The 26114-nt window shown below is 45.0% G+C and carries 20 protein-coding genes; 10 read left to right on the top strand and 10 right to left on the bottom strand.

Annotated features, from left to right (window positions below):
* Window positions 1-2 precede the first annotated feature (2 nt).
* Complete coding sequence (locus MD536_RS14925) at window positions 3-3320, top strand: VCBS repeat-containing protein (RefSeq protein ID WP_239601525.1); 3318 nt, start codon at window positions 3-5, stop codon at window positions 3318-3320.
* On the opposite strand, the gene MD536_RS14920 is transcribed toward MD536_RS14925, so the two are convergent.
* Together MD536_RS14920 and MD536_RS14915 are read right to left on the bottom strand one after the other, a co-directional pair.
* On the bottom strand, window positions 3311-4195 hold the full coding sequence (locus MD536_RS14920; protein ID WP_239601523.1) for a hypothetical protein: 885 nt from the start codon (window positions 4193-4195) through the stop codon (window positions 3311-3313). The two genes, MD536_RS14925 and MD536_RS14920, sit on opposite strands and share 10 nt — an antisense overlap.
* 3 nt (window positions 4196-4198) lie before the next feature.
* Window positions 4199-5104, bottom strand: a complete 906-nt coding sequence (locus tag MD536_RS14915; protein ID WP_239601521.1) for a GyrI-like domain-containing protein — start codon at window positions 5102-5104, stop codon at window positions 4199-4201.
* 64 nt (window positions 5105-5168) lie between these two features.
* On the opposite strand from MD536_RS14915, the gene MD536_RS14910 reads away from it, so the two are divergent.
* Window positions 5169-7214: a kojibiose hydrolase gene (locus MD536_RS14910; protein WP_239601519.1), complete on the top strand. Its 2046-nt coding sequence runs from the start codon at window positions 5169-5171 to the stop codon at window positions 7212-7214.
* A gap of 16 nt (window positions 7215-7230) precedes the next feature.
* On the top strand, window positions 7231-8826 hold the full coding sequence (gene treF, locus MD536_RS14905; RefSeq protein ID WP_239601518.1) for an alpha,alpha-trehalase TreF: 1596 nt from the start codon (window positions 7231-7233) through the stop codon (window positions 8824-8826).
* Here treF and MD536_RS14900 read toward each other — a convergent pair.
* Genes MD536_RS14900 through MD536_RS14890 form a run of 3 tightly spaced genes read right to left on the bottom strand, consistent with a single transcriptional unit; the run spans window position 8823 to window position 12217 of the window.
* Window positions 8823-9704 carry a carbohydrate kinase family protein gene (locus MD536_RS14900; RefSeq protein ID WP_239601514.1) on the bottom strand — a complete coding sequence of 294 codons (882 nt, stop codon included), beginning with the start codon at window positions 9702-9704 and terminating at the stop codon, window positions 8823-8825. The two genes, treF and MD536_RS14900, sit on opposite strands and share 4 nt — an antisense overlap.
* Before the next feature lie 9 nt (window positions 9705-9713).
* Complete coding sequence (locus tag MD536_RS14895; RefSeq protein WP_239601513.1) at window positions 9714-10886, bottom strand: glycoside hydrolase 100 family protein; 1173 nt, start codon at window positions 10884-10886, stop codon at window positions 9714-9716.
* A 2-nt stretch (window positions 10887-10888) separates the two neighbouring features.
* Window positions 10889-12217: an MFS transporter gene (locus MD536_RS14890; RefSeq protein ID WP_239601511.1), complete on the bottom strand. Its 1329-nt coding sequence runs from the start codon at window positions 12215-12217 to the stop codon at window positions 10889-10891.
* A gap of 86 nt (window positions 12218-12303) precedes the next feature.
* Between MD536_RS14890 and MD536_RS14885 the strand changes: the two genes are divergently transcribed.
* On the top strand, window positions 12304-12993 hold the full coding sequence (locus tag MD536_RS14885) for a peptidoglycan DD-metalloendopeptidase family protein (RefSeq protein WP_239601509.1): 690 nt from the start codon (window positions 12304-12306) through the stop codon (window positions 12991-12993).
* A 73-nt stretch (window positions 12994-13066) separates the two neighbouring features.
* Entirely contained in the window at window positions 13067-14275 is a 1209-nt protein-coding gene (locus MD536_RS14880) for an OmpA family protein (RefSeq protein WP_239601507.1), read from the top strand.
* Window positions 14276-14318: 43 nt separating this feature from the next.
* Here MD536_RS14880 and MD536_RS14875 read toward each other — a convergent pair whose 3' ends face one another.
* Window positions 14319-15215, bottom strand: coding sequence for an NAD(P)H-binding protein (locus MD536_RS14875; RefSeq protein ID WP_239601506.1), 897 nt, complete (start codon window positions 15213-15215; stop codon window positions 14319-14321).
* Between the two features lie 40 nt (window positions 15216-15255).
* Window positions 15256-15681, bottom strand: a complete 426-nt coding sequence (locus MD536_RS14870) for a MarR family winged helix-turn-helix transcriptional regulator (protein WP_239601505.1) — start codon at window positions 15679-15681, stop codon at window positions 15256-15258.
* Between the two features lie 152 nt (window positions 15682-15833).
* Between MD536_RS14870 and glgP the strand changes: the two genes are divergently transcribed.
* Both glgP and ruvB read left to right on the top strand, forming a co-directional pair.
* Window positions 15834-17489 (top strand): alpha-glucan family phosphorylase, encoded by a 1656-nt coding sequence (gene glgP / locus MD536_RS14865; RefSeq protein WP_239601504.1) that lies wholly within the window; start codon window positions 15834-15836, stop codon window positions 17487-17489.
* A gap of 48 nt (window positions 17490-17537) precedes the next feature.
* Window positions 17538-18569, top strand: coding sequence for a Holliday junction branch migration DNA helicase RuvB (gene ruvB, locus MD536_RS14860; RefSeq protein ID WP_239601503.1), 1032 nt, complete (start codon window positions 17538-17540; stop codon window positions 18567-18569).
* 16 nt (window positions 18570-18585) lie between these two features.
* On the opposite strand, the gene MD536_RS14855 is transcribed toward ruvB, so the two are convergent.
* Window positions 18586-19290, bottom strand: a complete 705-nt coding sequence (locus MD536_RS14855) for a response regulator transcription factor (RefSeq protein ID WP_239601502.1) — start codon at window positions 19288-19290, stop codon at window positions 18586-18588.
* A 180-nt stretch (window positions 19291-19470) separates the two neighbouring features.
* On the opposite strand from MD536_RS14855, the gene MD536_RS14850 reads away from it, so the two are divergent.
* Together MD536_RS14850 and MD536_RS14845 are read left to right on the top strand one after the other, a co-directional pair.
* Window positions 19471-19842: a co-chaperone GroES gene (locus tag MD536_RS14850; RefSeq protein ID WP_239601501.1), complete on the top strand. Its 372-nt coding sequence runs from the start codon at window positions 19471-19473 to the stop codon at window positions 19840-19842.
* A gap of 48 nt (window positions 19843-19890) precedes the next feature.
* The gene (locus tag MD536_RS14845; RefSeq protein ID WP_239601499.1) at window positions 19891-21465 is read left to right on the top strand and encodes a helicase HerA-like domain-containing protein; all 1575 of its coding nucleotides are present in this window, start codon (window positions 19891-19893) and stop codon (window positions 21463-21465) included.
* 9 nt (window positions 21466-21474) lie between these two features.
* Here the strand turns inward: MD536_RS14845 and MD536_RS14840 are convergent, their stop codons facing one another.
* Both MD536_RS14840 and MD536_RS14835 read right to left on the bottom strand, forming a co-directional pair.
* On the bottom strand, window positions 21475-23373 hold the full coding sequence (locus tag MD536_RS14840) for a RecQ family ATP-dependent DNA helicase (RefSeq protein ID WP_239601498.1): 1899 nt from the start codon (window positions 23371-23373) through the stop codon (window positions 21475-21477).
* A 69-nt stretch (window positions 23374-23442) separates the two neighbouring features.
* Window positions 23443-25581, bottom strand: a complete 2139-nt coding sequence (locus MD536_RS14835) for a heavy metal translocating P-type ATPase (protein WP_239601496.1) — start codon at window positions 25579-25581, stop codon at window positions 23443-23445.
* A gap of 82 nt (window positions 25582-25663) precedes the next feature.
* Between MD536_RS14835 and tsaE the strand changes: the two genes are divergently transcribed.
* Window positions 25664-26086 carry a tRNA (adenosine(37)-N6)-threonylcarbamoyltransferase complex ATPase subunit type 1 TsaE gene (gene tsaE, locus MD536_RS14830; protein ID WP_239601495.1) on the top strand — a complete coding sequence of 141 codons (423 nt, stop codon included), beginning with the start codon at window positions 25664-25666 and terminating at the stop codon, window positions 26084-26086.
* Window positions 26087-26114 lie beyond the last annotated feature (28 nt).

Here is a 26114-nt window from a genome sequence, read left to right as displayed (position 1 = left end):
CAATGAAAAACAGTGTTTATATAGTTGGTTGGTTAGTGCTTGTTCTGTTTGGTTGTGTTGATACAGCCAACAAAGATCAGTTTGAATTGCTTTCTTCAGAAAAGACAGGAATTGATTTTGCCAACCGGTTGACTGCTACAGCTGATTTTAACATGTTTAAATACATGTATTTCTACAACGGTGCAGGGGTAGGTGCAGGTGATTTTAACCAGGATGGTCTGATTGATTTGTTTTTTGCTTCCAACCAGGAACAAAATCGCATGTATCTTAATAAAGGGGATTTTAAATTCATTGATGTAACCACACAGGCGCAGCTCCCGAATGATAAAGGTTGGTCTACTGGTGTTTCTGTAGTTGATATTAATAATGACGGACTGCTGGATATATATGTTTGCAGGGTTTCCGGATTTGAAAATTTGAAAGCGGGTAATCAGTTACTGATTTGCCAGGGGGTTAAAGATGGTGTACCATATTACAAGGACGAGGCCAGCACATATGGATTGGCTTTCTCCGGTTTTAGTACCCAGGCCAGTTTTTTTGATTATGATCTGGATGGTGATCTTGATTGTTTTTTACTGAATCATTCCATTCACCATAATGGAACATTTGGTAAAAGAGACCGTTTTTTGAACACCTATCATGAGCAGTCAGGAGATAGGTTTTTTGTAAATGATAAAGGAAGATTCATTAATAAAACGAAAGAGACAGGTATTCAGAGCTCAGTTATCGGTTATGGATTGGGGATAGTTGTGAGTGATCTGAATGCAGATGGCTGGCCGGATCTGTATATTGGTAATGATTTTCATGAGAACGACTATCTCTATATAAACAACAAAGACGGTAGTTTCAGAGAGGAGCTGACCAGTCGCACACAACATTGCAGCCAGTTCTCCATGGGAGTGGATGCGGGAGATGTAAATAATGACGGTCTGCCCGATATTATATCTGTGGATATGCTGCCTGCAGATCCTGAAATACTAAAACGATCCCTGGGAGAAGATGAATACAATCTCTTCATGATGAAGATCGGTTATGGTTACCATTATCAGTATACGCGCAATAACCTGCAGCAAAATAATTTTTCTGGCCATTTCAAGGAACTTGGACTGTATGCTGGGATTGCAGCAACCGACTGGTCCTGGGCTCCGATATGGGCAGATTTTGACAATGATGGACATAAAGATCTGTTTATCTCCAATGGAATACCGAGAAGATTAAATGATATTGACTATGTCAATTTTATTACCAATGATAATTTCCAGGATAAAATTCGGAAGGCTGAATTGAAAAAAGAAGACATGGGCCTGGTGGAGCAATTTCCTCAAATCAAATTGCCCAATGCATTCTTTCGTAACCAGGGGGATTTTCAGTTTTCAGAAGCTGCTTTCGCTGTCAGTAAAAATCAGAAAAGCTTTTCAAATGGTGCGGTTGTAGTTGATTTGGACAATGATGGCGATCTGGATATTGTAACAAATAATATTGATGATCCGGCATTTGTGTATCGCAATAACCAGCTGGCTGCAGATTCATCCAGTTATATGCAACTGGAATTAAGAGGTCCTGCTGATAATCTTAATGCGATAGGAACTACCGTGTTGGTATGTGCAGATACAACCAGGCTGTATTATGAAAAATATCCGGTGCGCGGTTTTCAGTCATCTATGGAGCAGTACCTGCATCTCGGTTTGGGAAATATTCGTCCGGATTCTGTATTGATTATCTGGCCTGATCAAACGTATTTTAAACTGGATTCAATTTCTTTCAATACACGTACAAGTCTGGTATATCAGCATGGGTTACCTCATTTTGATAAGCAGGCACATTTGAAGGAACATGCCACGGTCAATGCGCTTGATCTTTCACAAACGGCTATGCTTAAAATTGCACACAAAGAAAATCCGTTCGTGGAATTCAATCGGGAACCTTTAATTCCTTTCATGTTATCAACTGAGGGTCCCGCATTGGCCGTTGCGGATATAAATGGAGATGGGAAAGCTGATTTTTTCATGGGATCCTCCAAAGGAAAAAAAGCAAAAGTTGTGGTGCAATCGAAGAATGGAACTTTTGCTGAATTGCTACAGCCTGCGCTGGAAGCTGATAATATGTATGAAGAAGTAGATGCCATATGGCTTGACATCAACCAGGATGGATACCCTGATCTGTTGACCGCTTCCGGGGGAAATGAATATTATGGTAAGGATTCAAAACTGCTGCCTCGCGCCTACCTGAATAATGGAGCCGGTATATTAACACTGTCTCCGGATGCATTTCCTAATTCAGTACTCTTAACCGCTTCCTGTATAAAAGCGGCGGATTTCTCCGGCGATGGTATTCCGGATCTTTTCATTGGAGCCAGAGCAGTTCCTTATGAATATGGAAAAGTTCCACCATCCTATTTTCTGGTGAATGATGGTAAAGGGCGTTTCATTGATCAAACCGCCACAAGGGCACCTGAAAATGGGCTGCTGGGTTTTGTGAAAAATGCCAACTGGTATGATATGGATGGAGATGGCGATGTTGACTTATTGCTAGCATTGGAATGGGGCCCCTTGACGATGTTGGAAAACAAAATGGGGAAATTCAGTATAAAAATCCTTCATCCCGCAAAAGGATGGTGGAATTTTCTGGTGCCTGTGGATATTAATAAAGATGGGTTACCTGATTTAATTGCAGGAAATCAGGGGTATAACAATCGCCTTAAACCTGAGAATGGGAAGCCGGTTCGGTTATACGTGAATGATTTTGATGGCAATGGTAAAAGAGAACAATTGCTTACCTATTATATCAAAGAAAAAGAGCATCTCTTTGCCAATAAAATGGAACTTGAAAAACAGCTTCCTTACCTGAAGAAAAAATTTCTTTATGCAGGCGATTTTGCTAAAGCATCACTTGGTGATATTATTGAACCTGCCAAACTTAAGGAAGCGAAGTTGTTTACGGCAGATGATTTTGCCAGTGGTTACCTCATCAATAAAGGTAACTGGCAATTTGAATGGCATGCATTCCCCTGGGAAGTTCAATTGAGCCCGTATCGTTCTACAGAATTGGTAGATGTAAACGGCGATGGGTGGATGGATCTGTTGGTAGGGCCCAATTTTTATGCAAACTCCATACAGATGGGTCGCAATGATGCAGGTGAGGCAGCGGTTCTGCTTAATGAAAATGGAAATGATTTCAGGTATCTGCCCTGGACCACTAAGGTTACGGGAGAAATCCGAAAATTCGCTCCTATTGAACTGAACAAAGAGCAGCTAATCCTAACAGTAAGGAATAACGACAGTTTAGGACTGTTCCGGATAAATGGACTGAATCAGAAATAAGGATAGAATACTTCCAGCTTCACCTGCTGACTATCAGATATGAGCAATAAGTCTTTTGGTAAGGCAATATAAGGGATGGCCATATTGACCAGTCCATAATCAGCTTTATACTGCTCCAAAGCGTACAGTGCCTTTCTATAATTATTGAATGGACCTTGATAATGAGCTACCAGGAGATTTTTCTTGTAGGGCATTTGTTTGAATTCAATGCCCTGAGGTAATTTGTTTTTTAGTGGACGATGGATAGAAATACTGGCATTCAACTGGAAATGGCTGCTATCGGGTTGCTGAAGATTCAGTATACGGTAACCTCTGTAGTCCAGTGCTTCAGCAGCTGCATAAGCAGCCAGGCTATCGTACACCTGGTTAAGTTTTTCCATCAGTTCTTTTTTGGGAACCCGGATCGATTTAAACAGAAATGTTGTATCAGTTACCTCAGTTCGCTCAATACTGATTCCGTAAAATGATTCTGTATTGTTGAAAAAAGAGTCGAGTGCTAAAGCGAGTGTTTTTAATGGAGCCGGAGTATTACCCAGTAAAGAATTCCATCGCTTATCTGTATAAACTAACTGGATCAGGCTTTTGTTAGGCTGGTTGGTCTCAGGAACAACCTTTAATAAAAAAAGAAGTGGCTGATGCCCGGCAGATTTCAATTGGGCTTTATAGGAATAAGGTGTCAGTTCTTCCAGGGTCAGCGAGGAATCACCCATCCATTTTAACCAGTTTTCAGTTTTTCTAAATTCAAGAGTGGTTTTATCTGCAAATAGTGGACTCTTAATGGTGGTGGTGTTGGTTTTTTTACTGTTTAGTAACCAAACAATACTACCCCCTGCCAATAAGGTTAACACAAGAAAGAGTTTCGTTATATGCTTCATAGATTATTGCAAAATAGGGTAACAAACTTTTATCCGCACTAGTTCATCCGGCGCATAACCATATCCGGGGGAAAGAAAGTCTTCGAAGGGTAACATGAGTCCCACCAGGGAATAGTCTTTCCTGTATTGATCCATTGCTTTATAAACGAGGTGGATATCTTTATACGGGCCTTCATACACGGCGGTGAGTTGTTGTTTACCGGATGGAAGTTTTTTCTGACCAATGCCCAAAGCAGCACTGGTGGGCAGGGAACAGGTTACTACAGTTCCGGTGAAGATATTGAGTTGAGCACTATCGCCGGGTTGCTCATAAAAAATGCGTCGCCCATGCCAGTCCTGTTCCTTTATCTGGATGTAATGGGTGAGGCTGTCAAAGAGTTGTTTGGTAACCATCGCTTTGGTGCTATCGGTCACATGCGCAGTCATAAACAGGTAACAGCTATCCGTAATTTGTTCCTTATTGATGGCATATCCATAAAAACGTTGTGTATCATTGGTGAAAGCTTCCAGCTCTTTGAGGCTGGCTACCATCAATTCATCTGTTGGATCCGGATCAAACCAGCGTTTCCAGATGGTGCGATACACAGACAGATCAACAATGCAATGTTTCCTGTTGGCAGGGTCTGCTGAAATATGAATACTGTACTCCCTGCTCATTTCTTCTGTTTCTACTTCCATTTCGATCGTACCAGGTTTCGAACTAATCACTTCTACCTTATCTTCATCGCTTTTTTGGAGAAACCATTTTGCAAGCTGCTCGGTGGAGCGAAACTGATCCATTGTACGATCCAGTGAATAGGGTACTTTCGCTTTACTGCTAAATTGAATAGGAACAGATACAGAGCTGAGCAGAACCAGGCCGGTGATTCCCAATAATAAAATAATGATAAACTTCCGGCCTTTTAACATAATTGGTGGTTACTTGCAATAGTGTTGGTAAATTTAATAAGCTGGTCTCAAAATCATTGCAACTATGAAGAAAGTATTTATCAACTCTTTATTGATAACAGTTTGTTTTGCCAGTTGTTTGGGTGTATTGGCTCAATCAATTGACCCCTGGAAAATAACTGCGGTAAACCCTTCCCGCGACAATTACTACGGTATCACGGTCGCCAATGGTATGATCGGCATCGTGTCTGCTCCTTCCCCCTTTACTGTGCAGGAAGTAGTACTGGCTGGTGCCTGGGATCAATATGGCAGAGGCAGAGTGAGTAATTTTTTACGCAGTTTTAACCTACTGAACAGTTCCCTCGAGATTGATGGAAAACTCATGGATTACCGCCAGGTTTCCAATTTTACACAGAGCCTGGACATGCAGAAAGCTGCTTTCACGGTTAGTTTCGACTATGCAGATAAAGCCCAGGTGCAATATTCCTATTATGCATTACGTCACTTGCCTTATACCGTGTTGATGGATATCCAAATCCTGCCTAAGAAAAACATAAGTGTCCGAGCAGCCAGCATTATGGAAGCGCCTGATGCCTTGCGGGATGTGCAGAATTACTACAATGAAATCGATCGCCCGCATGTAGTGCTGAGCTTATTGAGTTCAACAGCTAAGAGTCCTACCGGCAAACTGCAGCTCTGCGCCTCCAATACCTTTCTTTTCGAAGAAGAACATGGTCATGAGCCGCGCGTTATTCATGAAATGTGGGATAACAATCGCCACCTGATGAAATTCAGCAAGGAACTCACAGCCAATAAACCTTATCGCTTTGCTATTGCTGGTTCTTCTATCACATCTGCACATCATGATGATCCGTTAAATGAAGCAGAACGCCTTACAGTATATGCCAAACTGGAAGGACGTGATCGTCTCCTGAAATTTCATGAAGCCGCCTGGAAAGAACTCTGGAAATCGGATATTATCATTGAAGGTGATCCACAGGCACAACAGGATATTCACAGCATGTTGTATCACCTGTATTCCTTTACCAGGGAAGGAACTGCTTATTCACCTTCACCGATGGGTTTGTCTGGTTTAGGATACAATGGCCATGTATTCTGGGATACAGAACTTTGGATGTATCCCGGTTTGCTGGTATTGCAGCCGGGAATTGCAAAGAGCCTGGTTGAATATCGGTACCAGCGACTACCCGCAGCCCGCAGAAATGCTTTCTCCAAGGGATTTAAGGGCGCCATGTTCCCCTGGGAGAGTGCTGATTCAGGTGTAGAGGAAACGCCCGTATGGGCGCTGAGTGGACCTTTTGAACATCATATTACTGCCTGTGTGGCCATTGCTGCCTGGAATTATTATTGCGTTACCCAGGATAAAACCTGGTTGCTGGAAAGGGGTTATCCTATTCTGGCTGAAACAGCTGATTTCTGGGCCAGCAGAGTCGAGAGAAATGGTCCGGGAAGGTATGATATCAAAAATGTAGTGGCTGCTGATGAATGGGCCGAAAATGTAGATAACAATGCGTTCACCAATGCTGCCGCAAAAGCCAATCTGCGCTTTGCAACAGAAGCGGCCCGGTTATTGGGCATTCAACCCAATGCTGATTGGGCCCTGGTGGCTGATAATATCCCAATTTTGAAAATGCCCGATGGCGTTACACAGGAACACGCTACGTATAAGGGGGAAGGGATTAAGCAGGCGGATGTCAACCTGCTTTCCTATCCGTTGAAAGAAATTACCGACCCTAAACAGATTCGAAAAGACCTGGAATATTACGAAACCCGGGTGCCGGATGAGGGTACGCCTGCTATGACCCAGGCTGTCTTCACGACCCTTTATGCAAGGCTGGGTGATAAAGAGAAAGCAGCACACTGGTTCAAAGATTCCTACCTGCCCAATCTGAATCCGCCTTTCCGGGTGATTGCAGAAACCAAGGGGGGTACCAATCCCTATTTTGCAACCGGTGCAGGCGGAGTGGTACAGAGTGTATTGATGGGTTTCGGCGGATTGGAAATCACACCAAAAGGTATTGTGCAAATTAAATCGGTGCTGCCAGCTAATTGGAAAAAACTGACCATTACAGGGGTAGGACCAGATAGAAAAACTTATACGGTACAATAAGAGAAAAAAATCGCTTATGCATGTACGTTCGATTACAAATATAGTAACTGGTTTGTTGCTTTCGATGGGCCTTACTGCCCAGGACAGTTTGCCTAAATCACCCGACCAGTTGTATGGTGAACTATTCACGGAAGTGCAACTGGCGCGGATCTTTCCGGATGGCAAAACCTTTGTAGATGCTGTTCCGAAAATGAATCCGGATGAAATTATGATGGCCTTTCGCGAGGCCAAAAAAAATCCGGCTACCAAATTTTCGGTGACTCAATTTGTGCGGAATTATTTTGTGTTACCTGATTCAACAACAAGTGCCTATCGTTCCAATCCGCAACATTCCATTACAGCTCATATTCAGGATCTCTGGAAAGTATTACGCCGCCAACCGGATACTGCTGTTAAAGGCTCGAGTCTGCTGCCACTGCCACATCCCTATATCGTGCCCGGTGGCAGATTTCGTGAAATCTATTACTGGGATTCCTATTTTACTATGCTGGGTTTGAAAGAGAGTCGCGAGTTTGAAATCATGGAAAACATGATCGATAATTTTGCTTACCTGATCAATACCTATGGACATATCCCCAATGGAAACCGAACCTATTACCTGAGTCGCTCGCAGCCTCCCTTCTTTTTTATGATGGTTGAATTGTTGGCTACGGTGAAAGGTGATCAAACCCTGCTGCAGTACCTGCCGGCACTGGAGAAAGAATACAGGTATTGGATGGAAGGAGCTAGCACGCTCAAAAAAGGACAGGCATTCAAACGGGTGATTTCCCTGCCGGATGAAGCTGTGCTCAACCGCTACTGGGATGAAGCCAATACACCCCGGCCAGAAAGTTATCGCGAGGATGTTGAAACTGCCAAGCAATCCACCCGACCTAAAGTCAATGTATATGCGCATTTGAGGGCAGGAGCTGCCAGTGGTTGGGACTTCAGCAGCCGTTGGCTGGCAGATGGTAAAACACTTTCTACGATAGAAACTACCAATATTATTCCGGTGGATCTGAACAGCTTATTGGTGGGATTTGAAAATGCATTGGCTCGTGCCTATAAGGTAGCCGGACAGGATTCTGTTTCTATGGTATATTCAGCCGCTGCAGAAAAAAGGCAGCAGGCGATTGAAAAGTATTGCTGGAGCCGGGAGCAACAATTTTATACGGATTATAATTTCAAAAAGCAGGCACTTACCAAACAGATATCGGCAGCCGGACTCTTTCCCTTTGTTTTCTTTTCACATAAGCAGGGTTACCTTAGTGTGGTTGCAAGGCAGGCCGCAATAGTTGTAAAAGAGCAATTATTGCAGCCAGGCGGATTAGTTACTACCACGCAAACAACCGGCGAGCAATGGGATGCTCCTAACGGTTGGGCTCCCCTGCAATGGATGGCAGTACGCGGACTCGCACGTAGCGGACAGATCGGATTGGCAAAAGAAATTGCACAGCGCTGGACCGGGCTCAATGAAAAAGTATACCAGGAAACCGGTAAAATGATGGAAAAATACAATGTGATGGATCTCAGCAAATCCGCCGGGGGTGGTGAATACGCGGCGCAGGATGGATTTGGATGGACCAACGGAGTGTACCTTGCAATGAGTGCCTGGCTGAAACAACCGCTTTAATCCAATTCACCTTTTAGCCTGCGTGCAGCTGTATCCAGGGCCAGTTGTATGCAATCCTCCAATGAGTTTTCGGTTAACCATGCGTGTACAAATCCGGCCCAGAAGGAATCACCTGCTCCTGTGCTGTCTTTGACTTCAACTGGTATTGCAGCCCGATGTTGCCAGTCCTGTTCCGGTGTTTTATACCATACCCCTTCACTTCCACAAGTCAGACAGGTTACTCTTGCAGTAAACTGATGCAGAAAATCTTTTGCCGATTCAATACTTTGTATTTGGTTGGTAAATCGTTCGATATCATCCAGGCTGCATTTCAGCAGCGGTTGGAAAGAGAGTAAGGTTGAAAAAACAGAGGATGAGAAATTTTCCGGTCCCCATATTTTGGGAGAATAATTCCAGTCGATGCTAATCTGTTTTCCACTCCTGTTTGCCAGGTGTAAGGCAGTAAGTATATTGGTTTGGGCTGGTTCCCGGCTCAAGGCGAAAGCAGTTGTATGTAACAGGTCGGTTTCCTTATACATAAAGGGAGCGATCGCACCAATCTGCATATCAGCATCGCGATAGGGAATGAAATCTGGTGTTCCTTTGGTTTTACCTACCACTACCATACTGGTAGCATGGTCTTTGTTGATTTTGATAAGGCTACTATCGATTTCTTTTTCTTTAAGATCATTCAGGATGATTTTTCCCAGTCCATCTGCTCCCAATACTGCATGTAAAAGGGCAGGGGTACCCAGCTGGTGAAGAAAACGACAGAAATTAGCCGGACTACCACCTGGTTTTAGATCCAACTGGCGGGCTGAAGAAAGGTCTTCAACAAATTCCGTAGTAACGGCATCGATCAGTGCTTCTCCGATTGCCAATACTTTTTTTGTTTTCATAACCAGGTATTAAGTGAACAATCTTTTTCCTTCCAGGTAGGCGATGGCCAGCACATGTCCGCCTGCACTCCAGGTACAAAATGGCACGCCAATTGGATCAAGAGTTTCGCCCTGCAGGCATTCGTTGTACTGGTGCTGGTTTTTTTGATTCGCTGTTTCGATTTCCTGAGTAATAGTGGCGGCAAACTCTGTATCCTCCATGATAACGGCTGCAGCAGCCAGCAAGCCATTCCACACAGGCCATAATCCGCCATTGTGAAACTCATGTGGCCGGTTACGGAATGTATAAGCATAATTATTTTCCAACTCCCGCATATCCGGATCATCTGCTTCGATACTGGGATAGAAAGAAGGCAGCAATGCTTTTTTACGCAGGTAAATTCCCTGCATAAATTGAAAAGCTTCCTTGTTTTCATCAGCAGCTCCTAATCCCAATATCATCGCCAATGCATTGGCCTGTAAATCAAATTGGGGATATATTCTTGCCGGGTTAAAGCCCATCAGCCAGAAGCCCTGGGGAGCCTTTTCCATCTGGTGTTTCAGGTTGCCGGCATATAAAGGACCAGCACCCAAACGGTTCCAGTAATTGATCTCCACCACTTCCCTGATCTTTGCTGCCTTGGCTGCCCAGCTTTCCTTTTCGAAAACCTGTGCTGCCAGTTGTAATGCCCAGATCCGTAACAACTGGTTAAAAAGAATATAGCCATGTTGTATGTATTCATCTGCCCAATCGCCACTCTGTGGCACATACAACAGGTGTTTGCCATTGTACTCCCAGGCATCCATAACCGAAAAACAGCGATCTACCTGTGGCAGAAATTGTTTGGCAAATGTTGGGTCGTTCTGCAGCAGTGCATACTGACACAAAGTGATCACTGCCCAACTTGGATTATCGGCCCTTCCAACTGTTCCCCCATAACTTACGGCTCCGCCAATACTAACATTGGAAGGCATAAAACCACTTGGATGCTGGTGTGTGAAAATAGTATGCAGGGTGGCTTTTACTGTTTCAATAAGATCTGCTTCTCCACTCAAGAGTGCTGCCATTGAATTCATGCTGCCATCGCGGGTCCAGATCCGCCGGTAATTGTCGTGCTCCTGTAAACTGGCAACAAAACCATGTGGTGTGGATGCTTTTTTTAAGATCCCGATAGATCGTTGATATTCAGCTACATTGATCATTGTTAATGGGCACTGGGTGATGGAATAGGCGTTTCGGTTATGGGTAAGGGTTTGATTCGCAGGGTGGCCATCGCGGCTAAAAACAGCAGGCCTGCAGCAAAGAAGATGGCGTTACCTGGTACACTGCTCAATATATTTTCATATACCCACCCAAAGCTAAGGGTCTGCAGGATCATAGGAATCACAATCATCATATTGATGATACCCATATATACGCCATATTTTTCCTTGGGAATACTTCCAACTACCATCACATAGGGTATACCCATCATGCTGGCCCAGGCGATTCCAAATCCAACCATCGGAAGGAAGAGCAGGAAAGGCTGTTCAATGAAGGGGAAAATAAATAGTCCCATGCTGGCCAGTAATAAACAGATAACATGTACCCATTTCGCACCCCATTTTCTAGCTAGCACCACCAGTCCGAATGCGGATAAGAAAGTAACGATATTGTAAAAGCCATTTACCTGTCCCGTTAGTACCACTGCATCTTCATAAGCAGGACCACTGCTGTCAGTTTTAAATACAGAGGCTGCAATGCTGAGTGAAACATATTGCCAGTAACAGAACATCGCATACCATTGAAACAGGTAAACCAGGGCTAGTTTCCACATGATCGGTGGCATATGTCGGATGGCTTCCATGATTTCTTTAAAGGGTTCAAAAAATCCTTTGGGGCGGGCTCTAAGTTCAGCCAGTTCTGCGGGTGTGGGTGGTATTTCCGGCGTGGTTAGTACCGACCAGAGTACAGATAGTATGGAGCAAACACCTCCAACAAAAAAGGAGCCGTACACCCAATAAGGAATGCCGGAAGATGAAGTACCGGTAATGATATCTTTAAAAAAACCAAGTGATAAATTCGCTAATGTGATACCAAGGCCGGTGAAGAAACTCTGTGTCAGAAATCCGGTTGGCTGTTGCCGGGCCGGAAGTTTATCTGCAATAAATGCCCGGTAAGGTTCCATGGCGGTATTGTTGGCAGCATCAAGGATCCAGAGCAATCCGGCCGCCATCCACAATGCCCGACTAAATGGAAACGCGAACAAGCAGATACTGCAAAAGATAGCGCCAATTAAAAAATAGGGTTTTCTTCTGCCCCAGCGGGGGTGCCAGGTTCGGTCGCTCAATGCCCCAATGACCGGTTGAATCAATAGGCCGGTCATGGGACCCGCAAGGTTCAGAATAGGTAGTTCCTCCGGTTTGGCATCAAGGAAACTGTAAAGGGGATTGATCGCGGTCTGTTGCAGGCCAAAACTGTATTGAATGCCGAAGAAGCCTACATTCATATTGATGATCTGCCAGAAACTCAGGGAGGGTTTTTGAAACTGCATAAGCAATCGTTGGTATTTAAAAATAGTACTTCTGTTTGGGCAGGGGCCAAGATCTCCACAGCAAACCGTTGCGTTATCTTTGTGCTATGATAAATCCCCTGATTGCCAGCCTTACCCGTAACCAAGGCAGTTTTCACCCTGTAGTTTCGTTTACTCCCGGTACGGATAAACTGGCGGCATTGAAGCTGACCCAAAATGGCGACTTACCAGAAGGTATAGCCGACAACCTGGAGCGATTTGTGAGCTTTATGCAAAGTCTTCGCGAAGCAAAACAAGCCCGTTACCTGATTGGGGGTTACAATGAACTACGATTTATGTACAGTCGAAGTGCCCTTTTTGATGAAGGAGAAGAGCCCCGACGCCTGCATATAGGAACCGATATCTGGGGACCTGCAGGTACACCTGTATATGCATTCATGGGTGGAATGGTACACAGTATTGGATGGAATGATCGCCTGGGAGATTATGGGGCTACGATTATATTGCTGCACCAGTTGGATGGCATTCCCTTTTATACCTTGTATGGGCATGTTTCTAAACGGGATATCGATTCGCTGGCACCCGGGCAATACATTAACCGCGGACAGGAGTTGGCACATTTCGGGGCGCCGGTTGAAAATGGGCAATGGCCACCCCACCTGCATTTTCAACTGATATCGGATCTGGGTTTGAATGAGGGCGACTATCCAGGAGTGGTGCGTTACAGTGAGCGGGAACAATGGCTTAGTAATTGTCCGGATCCGGACCTGATTCTGCAACTGAATAAATTTCTGTAATTTCAACTTCCTACCCTTCCTCCTGATTAGCTGGCATCCGCCCCGTTTATTACCTAACATTTAAACAAAAGTTATGGCATTTAACATCCTGGATGCAGCGAAATCCTTCATTACGCCTGATCTGATCGGCAAAGCCGCAGGTTATTTACAAGAATCAGAATCCTCGGTTGGAAAGGCAGTTTCCGGACTATTACCAGCGAGTCTATTAGGCATCACCCAAAAAGCAGAATCGGGTGGTGGAAACATGATTATGGACCTGGCAAAGCAGGCCATGAATAGTGGTATATTAGGAAATCTGGGAAATGCTTTTAACCCTGGAGGGGGTGGTGTGCCGGATAGTTCACCTGGTATATTGCACAGTATATTCGGTGATAAGGTTGGCAGTATTGCCAATGCGATTGCTTCTTTCGCCGGGATCAAAGGTTCCTCTGCTGCCTCCCTGCTTGGTTCGATTGCACCCATGGTAATGGGCTTCCTGGGTAAACATGCTACAGAAAATGGGCTGTCTGCATCGGGATTAAGCTCCTTACTCAGTAATCAGAAATCCAGTTTTCTAAATGCACTGCCGGCTGGTTTAAATATTGGAAACATGTTAGGTATTAGCAGTAGTGCTCCGCGCCCTGCTGTTCCTCATGGTGAAGAGCCAAAAAAATCAGGTTCCTGGTTGATGCCCCTGCTATTGGGTCTGGCAGGTGTTGCACTCTTATTATACCTGTTTAAAGGCTGTGGGGGAGGAGAGCATAAAGAGGAAGTGGTGATGGGAACGCCTGTTAAAACTGCGGACACATTAACTGCCGTACCGGTTACTGTTCCGGCTGTTGAATCCATTAAAGTAAAACTGGCAGATGGTACTGAAATTGATGCATACAAGGGTGGTATTGAAGATAAACTGGTGGCCTGCCTGAATGATGCTGCCTGTGTAGCCGGTAAGGATCAGTGGTTTGATTTTGATAACCTCAATTTTGAAACCGGCAGTGCCAGGCTGACTGCTGAAAGTATTGCTCAGATCCGGAACATAGTAGCCATTCTTAAAGCATATCCAAAGGCTAAAATAAAAATCGGTGGTTATACTGATAAGGTGGGTAATGACGCGGATAATAAGAAATTGTCACAGGAAAGAGCCGATGCTGTGTTGGCTGAAATTAAGAAAGAAGGTGCGAATGCGGCACAGTTGGTTGGAGCCGAAGGTTATGGTGAAGAGCTGGCAAAAGTAGCAGAAACTGCCAGTGATGAAGAACGTAGAGTGGATCGCCGGATTTCAGTTCAGTTAAGAGAGAAATAAAGAGAACCGGGACTGCCAGCAAATTGTGGCAGTCCCGGTTTTTTTATTGTGCTGCTTCAAAAGCGGCTTTGAATTTCGGAAGGAAGTCATCAAAGGAATTGTTACCCTTTATTTTTACTGTATCTGTTTGATAATCTTCAAACATTTTTCCACTTCTGATGGCTGTTCCCATTTCCACATAATTCCGGGCATTCTCTGCCGGCAGTCCTGCTCCCAGCAAACCCTGTTCGGCCTGTTCATCAGTAAACGCAACCCAGGGAAGTTCCGGTTTGCCAATAGTATTTCCAATCTTTTGTGCGATCTCCTGGGAGGTTAGTTCATCACTTACCAGGTAGCGAACCGTGAAACCAGAAAAATCTAATTGCTGTAAGGCACTTGCTGCTGTGGATGCAATATCATCAGTGGATGATAGGATCAGCTTTTCTTCATTTCCTCCAAAATTACTCCCAATGATTCCTGCATTTTTTATCATTGAGATGTTGCCAAGCAAGTTGTAGTAAAAATAACCAGGGCGCAAGGCGAGCAGATTCAATCCAGGTACAGCTTCCAATGCCTGTTCAGCCAGGTACAATCCACTCACCGGGCCGCAACCATCAGGCATATGCGCACCAATACTGCTTAATAAAACGGCATATTTAACTCCAGCTGCCTGGAGCGCAGTTGCATAGTTTTTCCCTACTTGCCCGATTGCTTCTTTCCAGTTGGCAGGATTCCAGATGGGTGGTATCATGAGGTATACAGCGTCTGCTCCTGTAAAGCTCTTGCTTAAAAAAGCACTGTCCTCAACAGAGCCGATAGCTGTTTTTGCACCTGCTGCTGAGAGCTCTTGAAGATTCGCTTCTGCTCTTCCAATTATTGTTACCTGGTGTCCTGCTTTCAATAATTGTAGCGCCAAAGGTTTGGTGATATGGCCGGCGCCTCCTGTTAAAACGTAGTTCATGGTTTGATATTTGTATATGCAATTAATAAATAAAAAAAATTTAGGGTAATTGGTCGTTGATACGGTTGATGGATTTTACAAGACGGCTGGCTTCTTCTTCATTGATCAGCGACTGGTATTTTTCCTGGAATTCGCGGGTGCAGTTTTTCATTTGGGGATAGAGTTCTTTCGCTTTGGGGGTTGGGTAGATATTGGTGAGTTTGCCTTCGGTGGTCCGGACTACCATTTTCTTCTCCTCGAGTTTTTCCAGCAGGCGGGTAACGGTACTGGGACTCAATTGCAGTTCTTCTGCAGCATAACCTGGTTGTACACCGGGATCTTCCAATACCAGTAGTAAAAGGTAGGCATGACTCGGTGCAAGTCCCAGTTTTTTCCAGCTCTCCATAGCTAGTTTCTCAATCTTCCTGGCAAGGGCATTGCTGGAAAAATAAATACACTTATGATACCTGCTTTCAGATGCTTTCACCAAACAAAGATAGAAATCTTGTTTGTATATGCAAATAAATATTTCCGGTATGGCTCTAGAATCACATTTTTGCCTGATTTACATCAGGGGATTGTTCCTGTTACTGGGTTACCTTTCCTGCTTCGAATCTGCACATATCAAACTAGATCAGCATGAAATTTCAATTTCAACATCCCTATACAATTGCTAAGGCCTACGAAAAACCGGTGGCTTATTTCTGTATGGAATTTGCGATTCACCAGCCTTTAAAAACCTATGCGGGTGGATTGGGGTACCTGGGAGGTTCGCACATGCGCAGCGCCTATGAATTGAAACAAAATATGGTGGGTATTGGGATTTTATGGAACTACGGATATTATGACCAGGTTCGTAAACAGGATCAATCCATGTATGTTTTGTTCCAGGAAAAAGTGTATGGTTTTCTGCAAAAAACGGATATCAAATTTACTATTCAGATATCGGGACATGATGTATGGGTCACCGCTTACTACCTGGCTCCGGAAATTTTCAAAACCGCACCTGTCTTTTTCTTAAGTACGGATCTGCCGGAAAACGATTACCTCGGTAAAACCATTTCACATCATCTGTATGACTCCAATCCGGAAACCACGATTGCTGCTGCCATCCTGCTGGGGTATGGAGGTGCCCGCTTATTAGAAGAATTGAACTGGCTGCCGGAAATTTATCACCTGAATGAATCGCATGCATTGCCGCTTGCATTTTATCTCTATGAAAAATACAAATCAGTTGAAGCAGTTAAAAAACGCCTGGTATTTACCAATCATACCCCTGAACCGGGAGGCAATCGGGTTTCAGATATTTACCTGCTTCAGAAATTCGGTTTTTTCAATAACATTCCGTTGCCGGAACTAAGAAATATTACAGGTATTCAGGAAGATCAGTTTAATCATACACTTGTTGCCTTGCGTTTGGCTGGACTGGCGAATGGTGTTTCCAACTTGCATCTGCAAACACTTCGGGGAATGTGGAAGGGTGCAGAAGGCATTTGCAAAATGATCTCAATTACGAATGCTCAAAGTTTTACTTACTGGGCTGATTTCAAGATGTACCAGGTCGTATCCAATGAAGATGATGCCGCCCTGGAAAAGCTGAAAAAACATCGCAAGTGCCGCTTGTTTGAAGAGGTCGCAGAACAGGCAGGAGAAATATATAAAGAGGATGTTTTCACGATTGTATTTGCGAAACGGTTTGTTGGATATAAAAGAGCAGAATTGTTGCTCACCAATATGGAACGTTTTCATCAATTGGTTAGTAATGAAAAGATGCCAGTCCAGATCATCTGGGCCGGTAAACCCCACCCAATGGATTATTCCGGTATTGCTTCCTTTGATAAAATAGTTCATCTCTGCAAAACCTACACCAACTGCGCCATTCTTACAGGTTATGAACTGAAACTCTCCCGCATACTGAAGCAGGGGGCCGATCTTTGGTTGAATGTACCCCGCATCGGGCATGAAGCTTCTGGTACCAGTGGGATGTCTGCCGCCATGAACGGGGCAGTTAATCTTTCCATTCCGGATGGATGGTTTCCGGAGTTTGTTAGAGACAAAGAAAATGGCTTCGTTATACCGCCTGCGGATCCCTCTCTGCCGGAACATATCCAGGATGAAAAAGATGCCAATACCTTATATGATCTCCTGGAAAAGGAAATACTCCCGATGTACTATCAAAATAAAACTCGTTGGCAAGCTATTGTAAAAAGCAGCATGAATTCCATTCTTCCCCAATTCGACAGTAATCGGATGGCGATTGAGTATTATGAAAAACTTTATGGAGGTGCTGAATAAAAGTTTTTGACTAATATTGACGTAGTAGGAAGTGAGAATAGAATGATTATGAGTAATCCATTATTAGATCCGGGTTCGAACCCGGCAGGTTCTGCGGAAAAAGAGTTTGAGAATAGTTTGCGCCCACGCGAAATTGACGATTTTGCCGGGCAGGCGCAGATCATTGAGAACCTGAAAATTTTCATTAAAGCAGCAAAAATCAGAGGTGAAGCCCTCGATCATGTCCTGTTTCACGGTCCGCCCGGTTTGGGTAAAACCACCCTGTCCAGGATTGTGGCCAATGAGATGGGAGTACAGATTCGGGAAACATCCGGACCTGTGATAGAAAAGCCAGCCGACCTGGCGGGCCTGCTTACCAACCTGGAGCCCAATGATGTATTGTTTATTGATGAGATTCATCGCCTGAGCACGGTGGTGGAAGAATATCTCTATGCCGCGATGGAAGATTACCGGATTGATATCATGATCGACAGTGGCCCAAATGCCCGCAGTATCCAGATCAATCTGAATCCTTTTACCCTCATTGGTGCCACTACGCGGAGTGGTTTATTAACAGCTCCCTTATTAAGTCGATTTGCGATCAAATCTCGCCTTGAATATTACAATGCCGGCACGCTGGAGAAAATCATTCGTCGTTCTGCTGCCTTATTAAATGCTCCTATTACCGATGATTCAGCTGCCGAAATTGCCCGCCGGAGCCGGGGTACGCCAAGGATTGCGAATGGACTATTGCGGCGCGTGCGGGATTTCGCTATGGTCTTAAACGATGGGCAACTTGATCTTGGAATTACCCAACATGCACTGAAAGCCCTGAATGTGGACGAACATGGTCTCGATGAAATGGATAACCGGATACTCTCTACCATTATTGAGAAGTTCAAAGGTGGTCCGGTTGGCATTACCACCATTGCAACGGCAGTAGGAGAGGAAGCAGGTACGCTGGAAGAAGTGTATGAGCCTTTCCTGATTCAGGAGGGGTTCCTGCAACGTACGCCCCGGGGAAGGGAAGCTACATTAAAAGCCTATGAACACCTGGGAAAGCAACCCCGTACGGGTCACTTCCCAGGTTTGTTTGATTGATTTGTGTAAAGACTGATTAAGCAGGAGTTGGTACTACCAGGCGGAATCCATTGCCGTGAATGTTGACGATTTCAATGCTGGAATCCTCTTTCAGGTACTTCCTTAGTTTAGCGATGTATACATCCATACTCCGGCCATTGAAGTAGGTATCACTACCCCAGATTTTTTTAAGAGCCTGCTCACGTGGCAAGAGGTCATTCATGTGCTCACAAAGCATTTTCAGTAATTCATTCTCCTTGGGCGACAAGGTTTGTGTTTGTCCGCTGTGCGTAAGCTCTCTCAATTTTGGGTTGAAATGGAAACTGCCAAGGTCAAATTCCTTGTTTTCCTGTTCCTTGTTCAGTTCCTCATTGCGCTTGAGGATAGCTTTAATCTTTAACAACAGCACTTCACTGTCGAAGGGCTTGGTGATATAATCATCCGCACCCAGTTTGTAACCCTGGATAATATCTTCCTTCATGGTTTTGGCACTTAGGAAAAACAGGGGCACATCGGGGTCGATATCGCGGATCTCTTCTGCCAAACTGAAGCCATCCATATTTGGCATCATTACGTCCAGCAGGCAGAGATCAAATTTTTCACGCTGAAAGGCTGCGAGACCTAGTCGGCCATCGCGTTCCAACACCACATCAAAATCATTCAATTCCAGGTAATTCTTCAACACCAGTCCGAGATTCTGATCGTCTTCACACAATAGTATTCTTGCTTTCTTTTCTTCCATGATCATTGATTTATGAGTTAATAATAAAATTAATTCATTTTCTGCCGGTGACCAAGTGGGATAAGATTTTGTTAAATGGGACAAAGGAGGTGGGAGGAGTGAAGCGGCCCGTCTCCTGCCTCCCGTCTCCCTTGTTTCCATCTTCCATTCCTCCGTATTTTTGCCAAAAAATACTACTCCATGCGCCTTACAGCTGATGCTAAACTGAAAAAACTGATTGTAATTGGTGACAGGGTGCTGATTCGTCCCTCCAAACCAAATGAACAAACTGCCAGTGGTCTTTATCTTCCTCCCGGTGTGCAGGAAAAAGAAAAAGTACAACAGGGATATGTAATTCGGACGGGCCCGGGTTATGCGATTCCTACACCTCCCGAAGATGAATCCTGGAAGCAGGCAGAAGAACAGGTTAAATATATTCCACTGCAGGCGCGCGAAGGAGATCTTGCTATCTTCCTGGTGAGTGGCGCCACCGAAGTGATGTACGAGGGAGAAAAATATTTTATTGTTCCTCAAAGTGCCATTCTGATGCTGGAAAGGGAAGAGGATTTTTAAACCACCCAATTCCATTTTTCCATTATCTTACCCGGAAATATCGATTTCATGTCAGCAGATACGAACCAGTTCATTGAAGCCATCAAAAAGGGCTACACGTTTAAAGGTGATTCCGCTAAAATTGGTATAGGCATACTGAATGGTCAGCCGGTTCCGGATGCAGAAATACTGCTGCCCCTGAAAACCCTGAACCGACACGGTCTTATTGCCGGTGCCACGGGTACCGGTAAAACGAAAACCTTGCAGGTACTGGCAGAGGTACTTAGTGATAATTCCGTGCCCGTACTGCTGATGGATATCAAAGGTGACCTGAGTGGACTCGCTGCAGCCGGTGCCAGTAATGATAAGATCAAAGAACGCTACCAGCATCTCCGGATGGACTATCAGCCAACATCCTACCCGGTGGAGCTGCTCTCCCTGAGTAATGAACCCGGAGTGCGCTTGAGGGCTACCGTTAGCGAGTTCGGTCCCGTGCTGCTGAGTAAGATTTTGAGTTTGAATGATACCCAGGCCGGGCTTGTTGCCATGATTTTCAAATGGTGTGATGACAACCAGTTGCCCTTGCTGGATCTCAAGGATTTCATCAAGGTATTACAATATGTGAGTGCTGAAGGCAAGGCGGAACTGGAGAAAGCCTATGGGAAAATATCAACTACTTCTACCGGCACCATTCTGCGTAAAGTGGTAGAATTGCAGCAGCAGGGGGCGGATCCATTTTTTGGAGAAAAAAGTTTCGAGGTGGAAGATCTGATGCGGATCTCCGACGATGGAAGAGGTGTGATTTCGATTCTGCGGGTTACGGATCTGCAGGATCGTCCCAAATTATTCTCTACGTTCATGCTGCAATTGTTGGCAGAATTGTATGGTTCCAGTCCGGAAGAAGGGGATATGGACAAACCCAAACTGGTCCTCTTCATTGATGAAGCTCACCTGATTTTCCAGGAGGCAAGTGAAGCCTTGCTGCAGCAGATCGAAACGATTGTGAAGCTGATCCGCTCCAAGGGAATTGGTATTTTCTTTTGTACGCAGAATCCAATGGATGTGCCAAAGGATGTTCTCGGACAATTGGGCCTGAAAGTGCAGCATGCCCTTCGGGCTTTTACAGCCGCTGATCGTAAAGTGATCAAACAAACTGCAGAGAATTATCCGGAAACGGAGTTTTATAAAACGGACGAGTTGCTAACCCAACTGGGTATTGGTGAAGCGATTGTCACATTGCTGAATGAAAAAGGTATTCCTACCCCGCTGGCGCATGTACTGCTTACCTCTCCACGAAGCCGGATGGATATTCTGACTGAACAGGAAATTGCCGGCCTGGTTTCCGGAAGCAAAATGGTAAAGAAATACAACCAGGAAGTAGATGCTGAAAGTGCCTATGAATTATTGACAGCCAAACTGGAAGAGGCAGCCGGACTCGAAGCTGCCGAAGAAGCAAAGAAGCAGGTTGCTAAAGAAGCGAAGGCAAACGGTTCTAAAAAAGAAGAAAAAACCGTGCTGGAAAAAATGCTCAACAGTTCCGCTGGCAGACAGGCTACCCGCACGCTAACGAGTACCATCACCCGAACCTTGCTGGGTGCATTGGGCCTGGGCGGAAGAAGCAGCAGAAAAAAAACACTTTGGTAGTGGGTGGCGTTACAAACGTTCTACCATGCCACTGATCTGCACCCGGATTAATTGTTCTGATTCTAAGAGACGGATAACCCCCAGCAATTCCTGCTGATTAGCATTGTTGCCAATTTCAGCCTGAAGCGTGGTTATTGATTTAGCGCCATTTTCCAGTGAATTCAGTATTTTATTTTGTAATTGCTGAGGTTTTGCTGCTTTCCTCTTTTTTTCAAGGCAGTTATCACAAATGCCACAATCTTTTATGGCTGCATCACCGAAATAGCGACCAATAAAACTACTTCGGCAGGTGTTGCCGATTGTGTATTGGAAGAGCGCATCCAGTCGTTCTTTCGCGATTTTTTTTCTGCGTTCAATGGCTTTCAGGTCCAGCTGGATGTTTTCAGTTTTAACCCGCTCGGTCAATAGAACCAGTTGTGGCTGATCACGGGCCTGTTCATAGTTTACTATACCAAGTGATTCCAACTGTTTCAATTGATTAATTATGTTTTCCCTTTCTGTTCTTAATAGCCGTGCCAGGTAGGTTTCCGAAATCATGCCCGGATAACTGAAAATTCCTTCTATCGTGCGAAGCAGGGTTTTAATAAGAGGTTCGAGTGCCGGATAATTTTTCTCCACCTGCTCCAGCCAGCTGCGATCCGCAACAAACTGCACCCTCGCTGGTTCATATACCGATTCATTCAAGGCACAATAACCATTGGCCTGAAGTAGTTGCAAGGCATTAATGGCTACCATCCGGTCCAAGTCAAAATTTTTGCAGAACAGCGTAAGGTCAAAATCGAATGATTGTCCCTCTCCGGTACCTGTAGGCAAATGCAGAAAATTCGCCATTGCCTGGTAAACTTTTTTAATTGTTTCCATGTCGGGGAATTTTTTTTCCAGTTGCTGCTCCACTTCAGTCAAATCCTGCTGGTTGTATAAGAGAACTGCATAGGCTTTTTGCCGGTCTCTGCCTGCACGGCCTGCTTCCTGGTAATAATTCTCCAGGCAATCCGGAACATCATAATGCACTACTGTTCGTACATCCGGTTTATCGATGCCCATACCAAAGGCATTGGTACTAACGATGATGCGTACCTGATTTTGTGTCCACTGTTGCTGACGTTCATTTCTTTCCTCCTGGTTCAGGCCGGCATGATAATAAGTTGCTGAAATTCCCCGCTCATTCAGGAAACGACAGATATCCACCGTGCGTTTTCGGCTTCTGCAATACACAATGCTGCTGCCTTCCACTTTGGAAATGATATCAAATAGTTTAGGAAGTTTGCTGCTTTCTTCAAAACAGCTATAGGAGAGGGCTTCACGAATAAAGGAACCCTTGTGCACAACAGCTTTCTTCAACTGCAATTGAGTCATTATATCTTCCTGAACCAAGGGGGTAGCCGAAGCGGTAAGCGCCAGAATAGGAACTTCCGGAAGGATTTCCCGTAGACTTGCTATCTGCAGGTATTGCGGACGGAAATCATATCCCCATTGGGATACACAATGTGCTTCATCCACAGCAATCAGGGTAACCGGAAGAACTGGCAGGTATTCCTTAAAAAGATTGGTCTGCAAGCGTTCTGGTGACAGATATAAAAATTTGATCTGGCCATTCAGTGCGAGCTGCAGGGTTTTATTCACCTCTTTGTAGGGCATGCCGGTATGAATCGCCAGGGCTGAAATACCTTTTTTACGTAACTGCGCCACCTGGTCTTTCATCAGGGCAATCAACGGACTAATTACCAGGCAGATTCCCTCCATCGCCAATGCCGGTACCTGGAAACAAACAGACTTCCCACTCCCTGTAGGCAACAGCGCCAGGCAATCCTGCTTTTCCAATGCTGTTCGGATTATTTCCTCCTGCAGCGGTCGGAACTCCGAATGCCCCCAGTACTGCTTTAAAATAGAATGAATATCCTGCTGCAATTGTTATTGTTTTGTTGTTCCCTCATTCATCTTCCTTTCCTCCATCCTCCCATCCTCCCTTTTCCATACTTATTTCACCCTCTTCACAAAAAGCCTTACCGAATTCACTGCCAGCACCACATCACTGAGGCCCATTACCAGTGCACCAATCGCGGGAGTCAGGAATCCAAATGCAGCCACCGGAATCGCAACCACATTATAGGCAAAGGCCCAGAATAAATTCTGTTTGATTGTAAGCAGGGTGTGTTTTCCTAATCCCAGCGCTTCCGGGAGTTGCGTCAATCCGTGATTCATAAGAACAATATCGGCAGTTTGCATCGCTACCTGGGAAGCATCACTCAGCGATATTCCAATGGAAGCTTTTGCCAGTGCCGGCGCATCATTGATACCATCACCCACCATTGCTGTTGGTATAGCTGCATTGCGTTCTTCAATGATCGCCAGTTTTTGTTCTGGTGATTTTTCCGCAATCACTTCCCGGATGCCCAGCTGGGAAGCAATAACTGCTGCCTTCGCCTGCCGGTCGCCACTGAGCAATACGGTATGAATTCCTTTACTATGCAAGTAATCCATCACCTCCTTTGCTTCCGGACGTATTTCATCCCGCACATCAATCCAGCCAATGAGTTCCCCATTTCGCAGGATATACACATTATGATGATCCTCACGGGTATGGCTATTGGCAATTTCATAAGAGCCGGCCCAGTATTGATCACCATCCTTACTCATTGCTTTCATGCCTTTGCCTTTTACTTCTTCAATGGAAGCCCAGCGGATCAGGTTGTTGTTTTTCCACTCGCGACTAATCGCCTGTGCAATTGGGTGATTGGAATATTTTTCCAGCGACACCACAATTCGTTTGAATTCATCTGCCGATACCCCCAATGCTTCAAATTGCTGGATGGTAAAACTGCCAGTGGTTACCGTGCCGGTTTTATCAAAGACCACCTGTTTGATATCTTTAAACGCTTCAAGGGATTTGGCATTTCGAAAGAGTATTCCTTTTCGGGCTGCACGACCCAATCCTACTGCGATCGCCGCAGGTGTGGCCAGACCCATGGCACAGGGACAAGCGATCACTAGTACCGCAATGCTGCGCATTAATGAATCACGCAGGGCATGTTCAGATGAACCTGACAGAAAAATATAATTCAACCCAAATGTCAGCAATGCTATCACCAGCACTACCGGCACAAAAATCGCGCTGATCCGGTCTGCCATACGCTGAACGGGTGGTTTATCTCCCTGCGCCTTTTTCACCAGGTTGATGATATTCGCCAATACCGACTGATCCGCTCCGGCCGTTACCTGCGCTTTCACGGTTCCTTCTAATAAAAGACTGCCGCCTATCAACATATCCTTCTGCTTTTTTAGAATGGGTTCACTTTCACCGGTAATGATGGATTCATTCACGCTGGCCTCACCCCATAATATTTTAGCATCCGCAGGAACCTGCTCCCCATTTTTTATCAGGATCAGATCACCACTTTTCAATTGCGTATTCTCAATGGGAAAGACCAATTCCTGGTGCTGATCGTCAAAGGCGATCATATTCGCCATTACTTTTTGACTCCTGACCAGTTTGTTCAATTCGCGTTGTGTGCTATGGATGGAAAGATCCTCCAGGTAATTTCCTAAAAACACAAGGGTGATGATAGCAGCAGCCGTTTCAAAAAACAGATAATCGCCGGGCTGTTCTAGAAATATCCCCACCAGGCTATATACAAAAGCGGCAGTTGCGCCCAGGGCAATTAACACATTCATATTCGGAACTCCTGAACGGAGACTCTTCCAGGCACTTCGTCCAAAATGATACATTCCGATTGCATAAACCGGTAAACTCAAAGCGAGCTGGACCCAGGGGTTCATAAGCCAGTCACAATGTAATCCCGGTATCATATGCAACATAAGTACCAGTGTAAAGGGCAGACAGATCAGCATATACCGCAGGTATTTGTTCATGGGCGGTTGCTGGCCCTCGGCTGGTTTGGCTGCTTTTTCATGTACAACCGCATACCCAAGGGAGGAGATTCCCTTTGTTAAACTAGCCTGCTTTTCTTTATCGAAGTGAACTGTTTCAAAATGAACATCGCCATCAATCGGGTTAACTTTCACATTCTGCATTCCCTCTTTCTCAAGATATTTGGTTACACTGAGGGCACAGTTGGAACAGGTCATTCCTTCCACTTTCCAATTAATTGATTCCATATTTCATCATTTGCCTGTTAATGAGCAAATTTACGAAAAGCCTGGCTGGCAGGAAGGCGGTTAAATTGCCCTAATTTTGGATATGGTTCGACGTTTTACCTACTCAGAATTGCACCTTGTGGCCCGGGAAATTCTGAACTACCTGAAGCAGCCCCGTATCATTGCTTTTAATGCACCCATGGGAGCGGGTAAAACCACCCTGGTTCATGCACTTTGTGATGCCCTGGGTGTGAAAGATCCGGTGGGCAGTCCAACTTTTTCCATCATTAATGAATATGCCAGCGAAAGTGGGCCTGTTTTTCACATAGATTGTTATCGCCTTAAATCTGAAGAAGAAGCCGTAGATGCGGGTATAGAAGATTGCCTGGAAGGAAATCACTGGTGTTTCATTGAATGGGCTGAAAAAATCCCGCGTCTCCTGCCAGATAACCTGGTTACCATCACCATCCGGGTTGAGGACCCAACCACCCGCTACCTCGAACTCAGGGATTCAACCCCTTCTTAGTCAAAAATCGCCGCAGAAATTGTAATTT

Origin of the sequence: Flavihumibacter cheonanensis, from assembly GCF_022352215.1 — a bacterium.
Lineage (GTDB): Bacteria > Bacteroidota > Bacteroidia > Chitinophagales > Chitinophagaceae > Flavihumibacter > Flavihumibacter cheonanensis.
This window is presented reverse-complemented; position numbering and strand designations above follow the sequence as displayed.

Coding starts and splice junctions, on each gene's coding strand:
- MD536_RS14895 (WP_239601513.1), bottom strand. CDS start 10,886: ATGATCAATGTAGCTGAATATCAACGATCTATCGGGATCTTAAAAAAA.
- MD536_RS14920 (WP_239601523.1), bottom strand. CDS start 4,195: ATGAAGCATATAACGAAACTCTTTCTTGTGTTAACCTTATTGGCAGGG.
- MD536_RS14925 (WP_239601525.1), top strand. CDS start 3: ATGAAAAACAGTGTTTATATAGTTGGTTGGTTAGTGCTTGTTCTGTTT.
- MD536_RS14890 (WP_239601511.1), bottom strand. CDS start 12,217: ATGCAGTTTCAAAAACCCTCCCTGAGTTTCTGGCAGATCATCAATATG.
- tsaE (WP_239601495.1), top strand. CDS start 25,664: ATGGTTCGACGTTTTACCTACTCAGAATTGCACCTTGTGGCCCGGGAA.
- MD536_RS14910 (WP_239601519.1), top strand. CDS start 5,169: ATGAAGAAAGTATTTATCAACTCTTTATTGATAACAGTTTGTTTTGCC.
- MD536_RS14915 (WP_239601521.1), bottom strand. CDS start 5,104: ATGTTAAAAGGCCGGAAGTTTATCATTATTTTATTATTGGGAATCACC.
- MD536_RS14900 (WP_239601514.1), bottom strand. CDS start 9,704: ATGAAAACAAAAAAAGTATTGGCAATCGGAGAAGCACTGATCGATGCC.
- MD536_RS14845 (WP_239601499.1), top strand. CDS start 19,891: ATGTCAGCAGATACGAACCAGTTCATTGAAGCCATCAAAAAGGGCTAC.
- ruvB (WP_239601503.1), top strand. CDS start 17,538: ATGAGTAATCCATTATTAGATCCGGGTTCGAACCCGGCAGGTTCTGCG.
- MD536_RS14880 (WP_239601507.1), top strand. CDS start 13,067: ATGGCATTTAACATCCTGGATGCAGCGAAATCCTTCATTACGCCTGAT.
- MD536_RS14885 (WP_239601509.1), top strand. CDS start 12,304: ATGATAAATCCCCTGATTGCCAGCCTTACCCGTAACCAAGGCAGTTTT.
- MD536_RS14850 (WP_239601501.1), top strand. CDS start 19,471: ATGCGCCTTACAGCTGATGCTAAACTGAAAAAACTGATTGTAATTGGT.
- MD536_RS14835 (WP_239601496.1), bottom strand. CDS start 25,581: ATGGAATCAATTAATTGGAAAGTGGAAGGAATGACCTGTTCCAACTGT.
- MD536_RS14855 (WP_239601502.1), bottom strand. CDS start 19,290: ATGGAAGAAAAGAAAGCAAGAATACTATTGTGTGAAGACGATCAGAAT.
- MD536_RS14875 (WP_239601506.1), bottom strand. CDS start 15,215: ATGAACTACGTTTTAACAGGAGGCGCCGGCCATATCACCAAACCTTTG.
- treF (WP_239601518.1), top strand. CDS start 7,231: ATGCATGTACGTTCGATTACAAATATAGTAACTGGTTTGTTGCTTTCG.
- glgP (WP_239601504.1), top strand. CDS start 15,834: ATGAAATTTCAATTTCAACATCCCTATACAATTGCTAAGGCCTACGAA.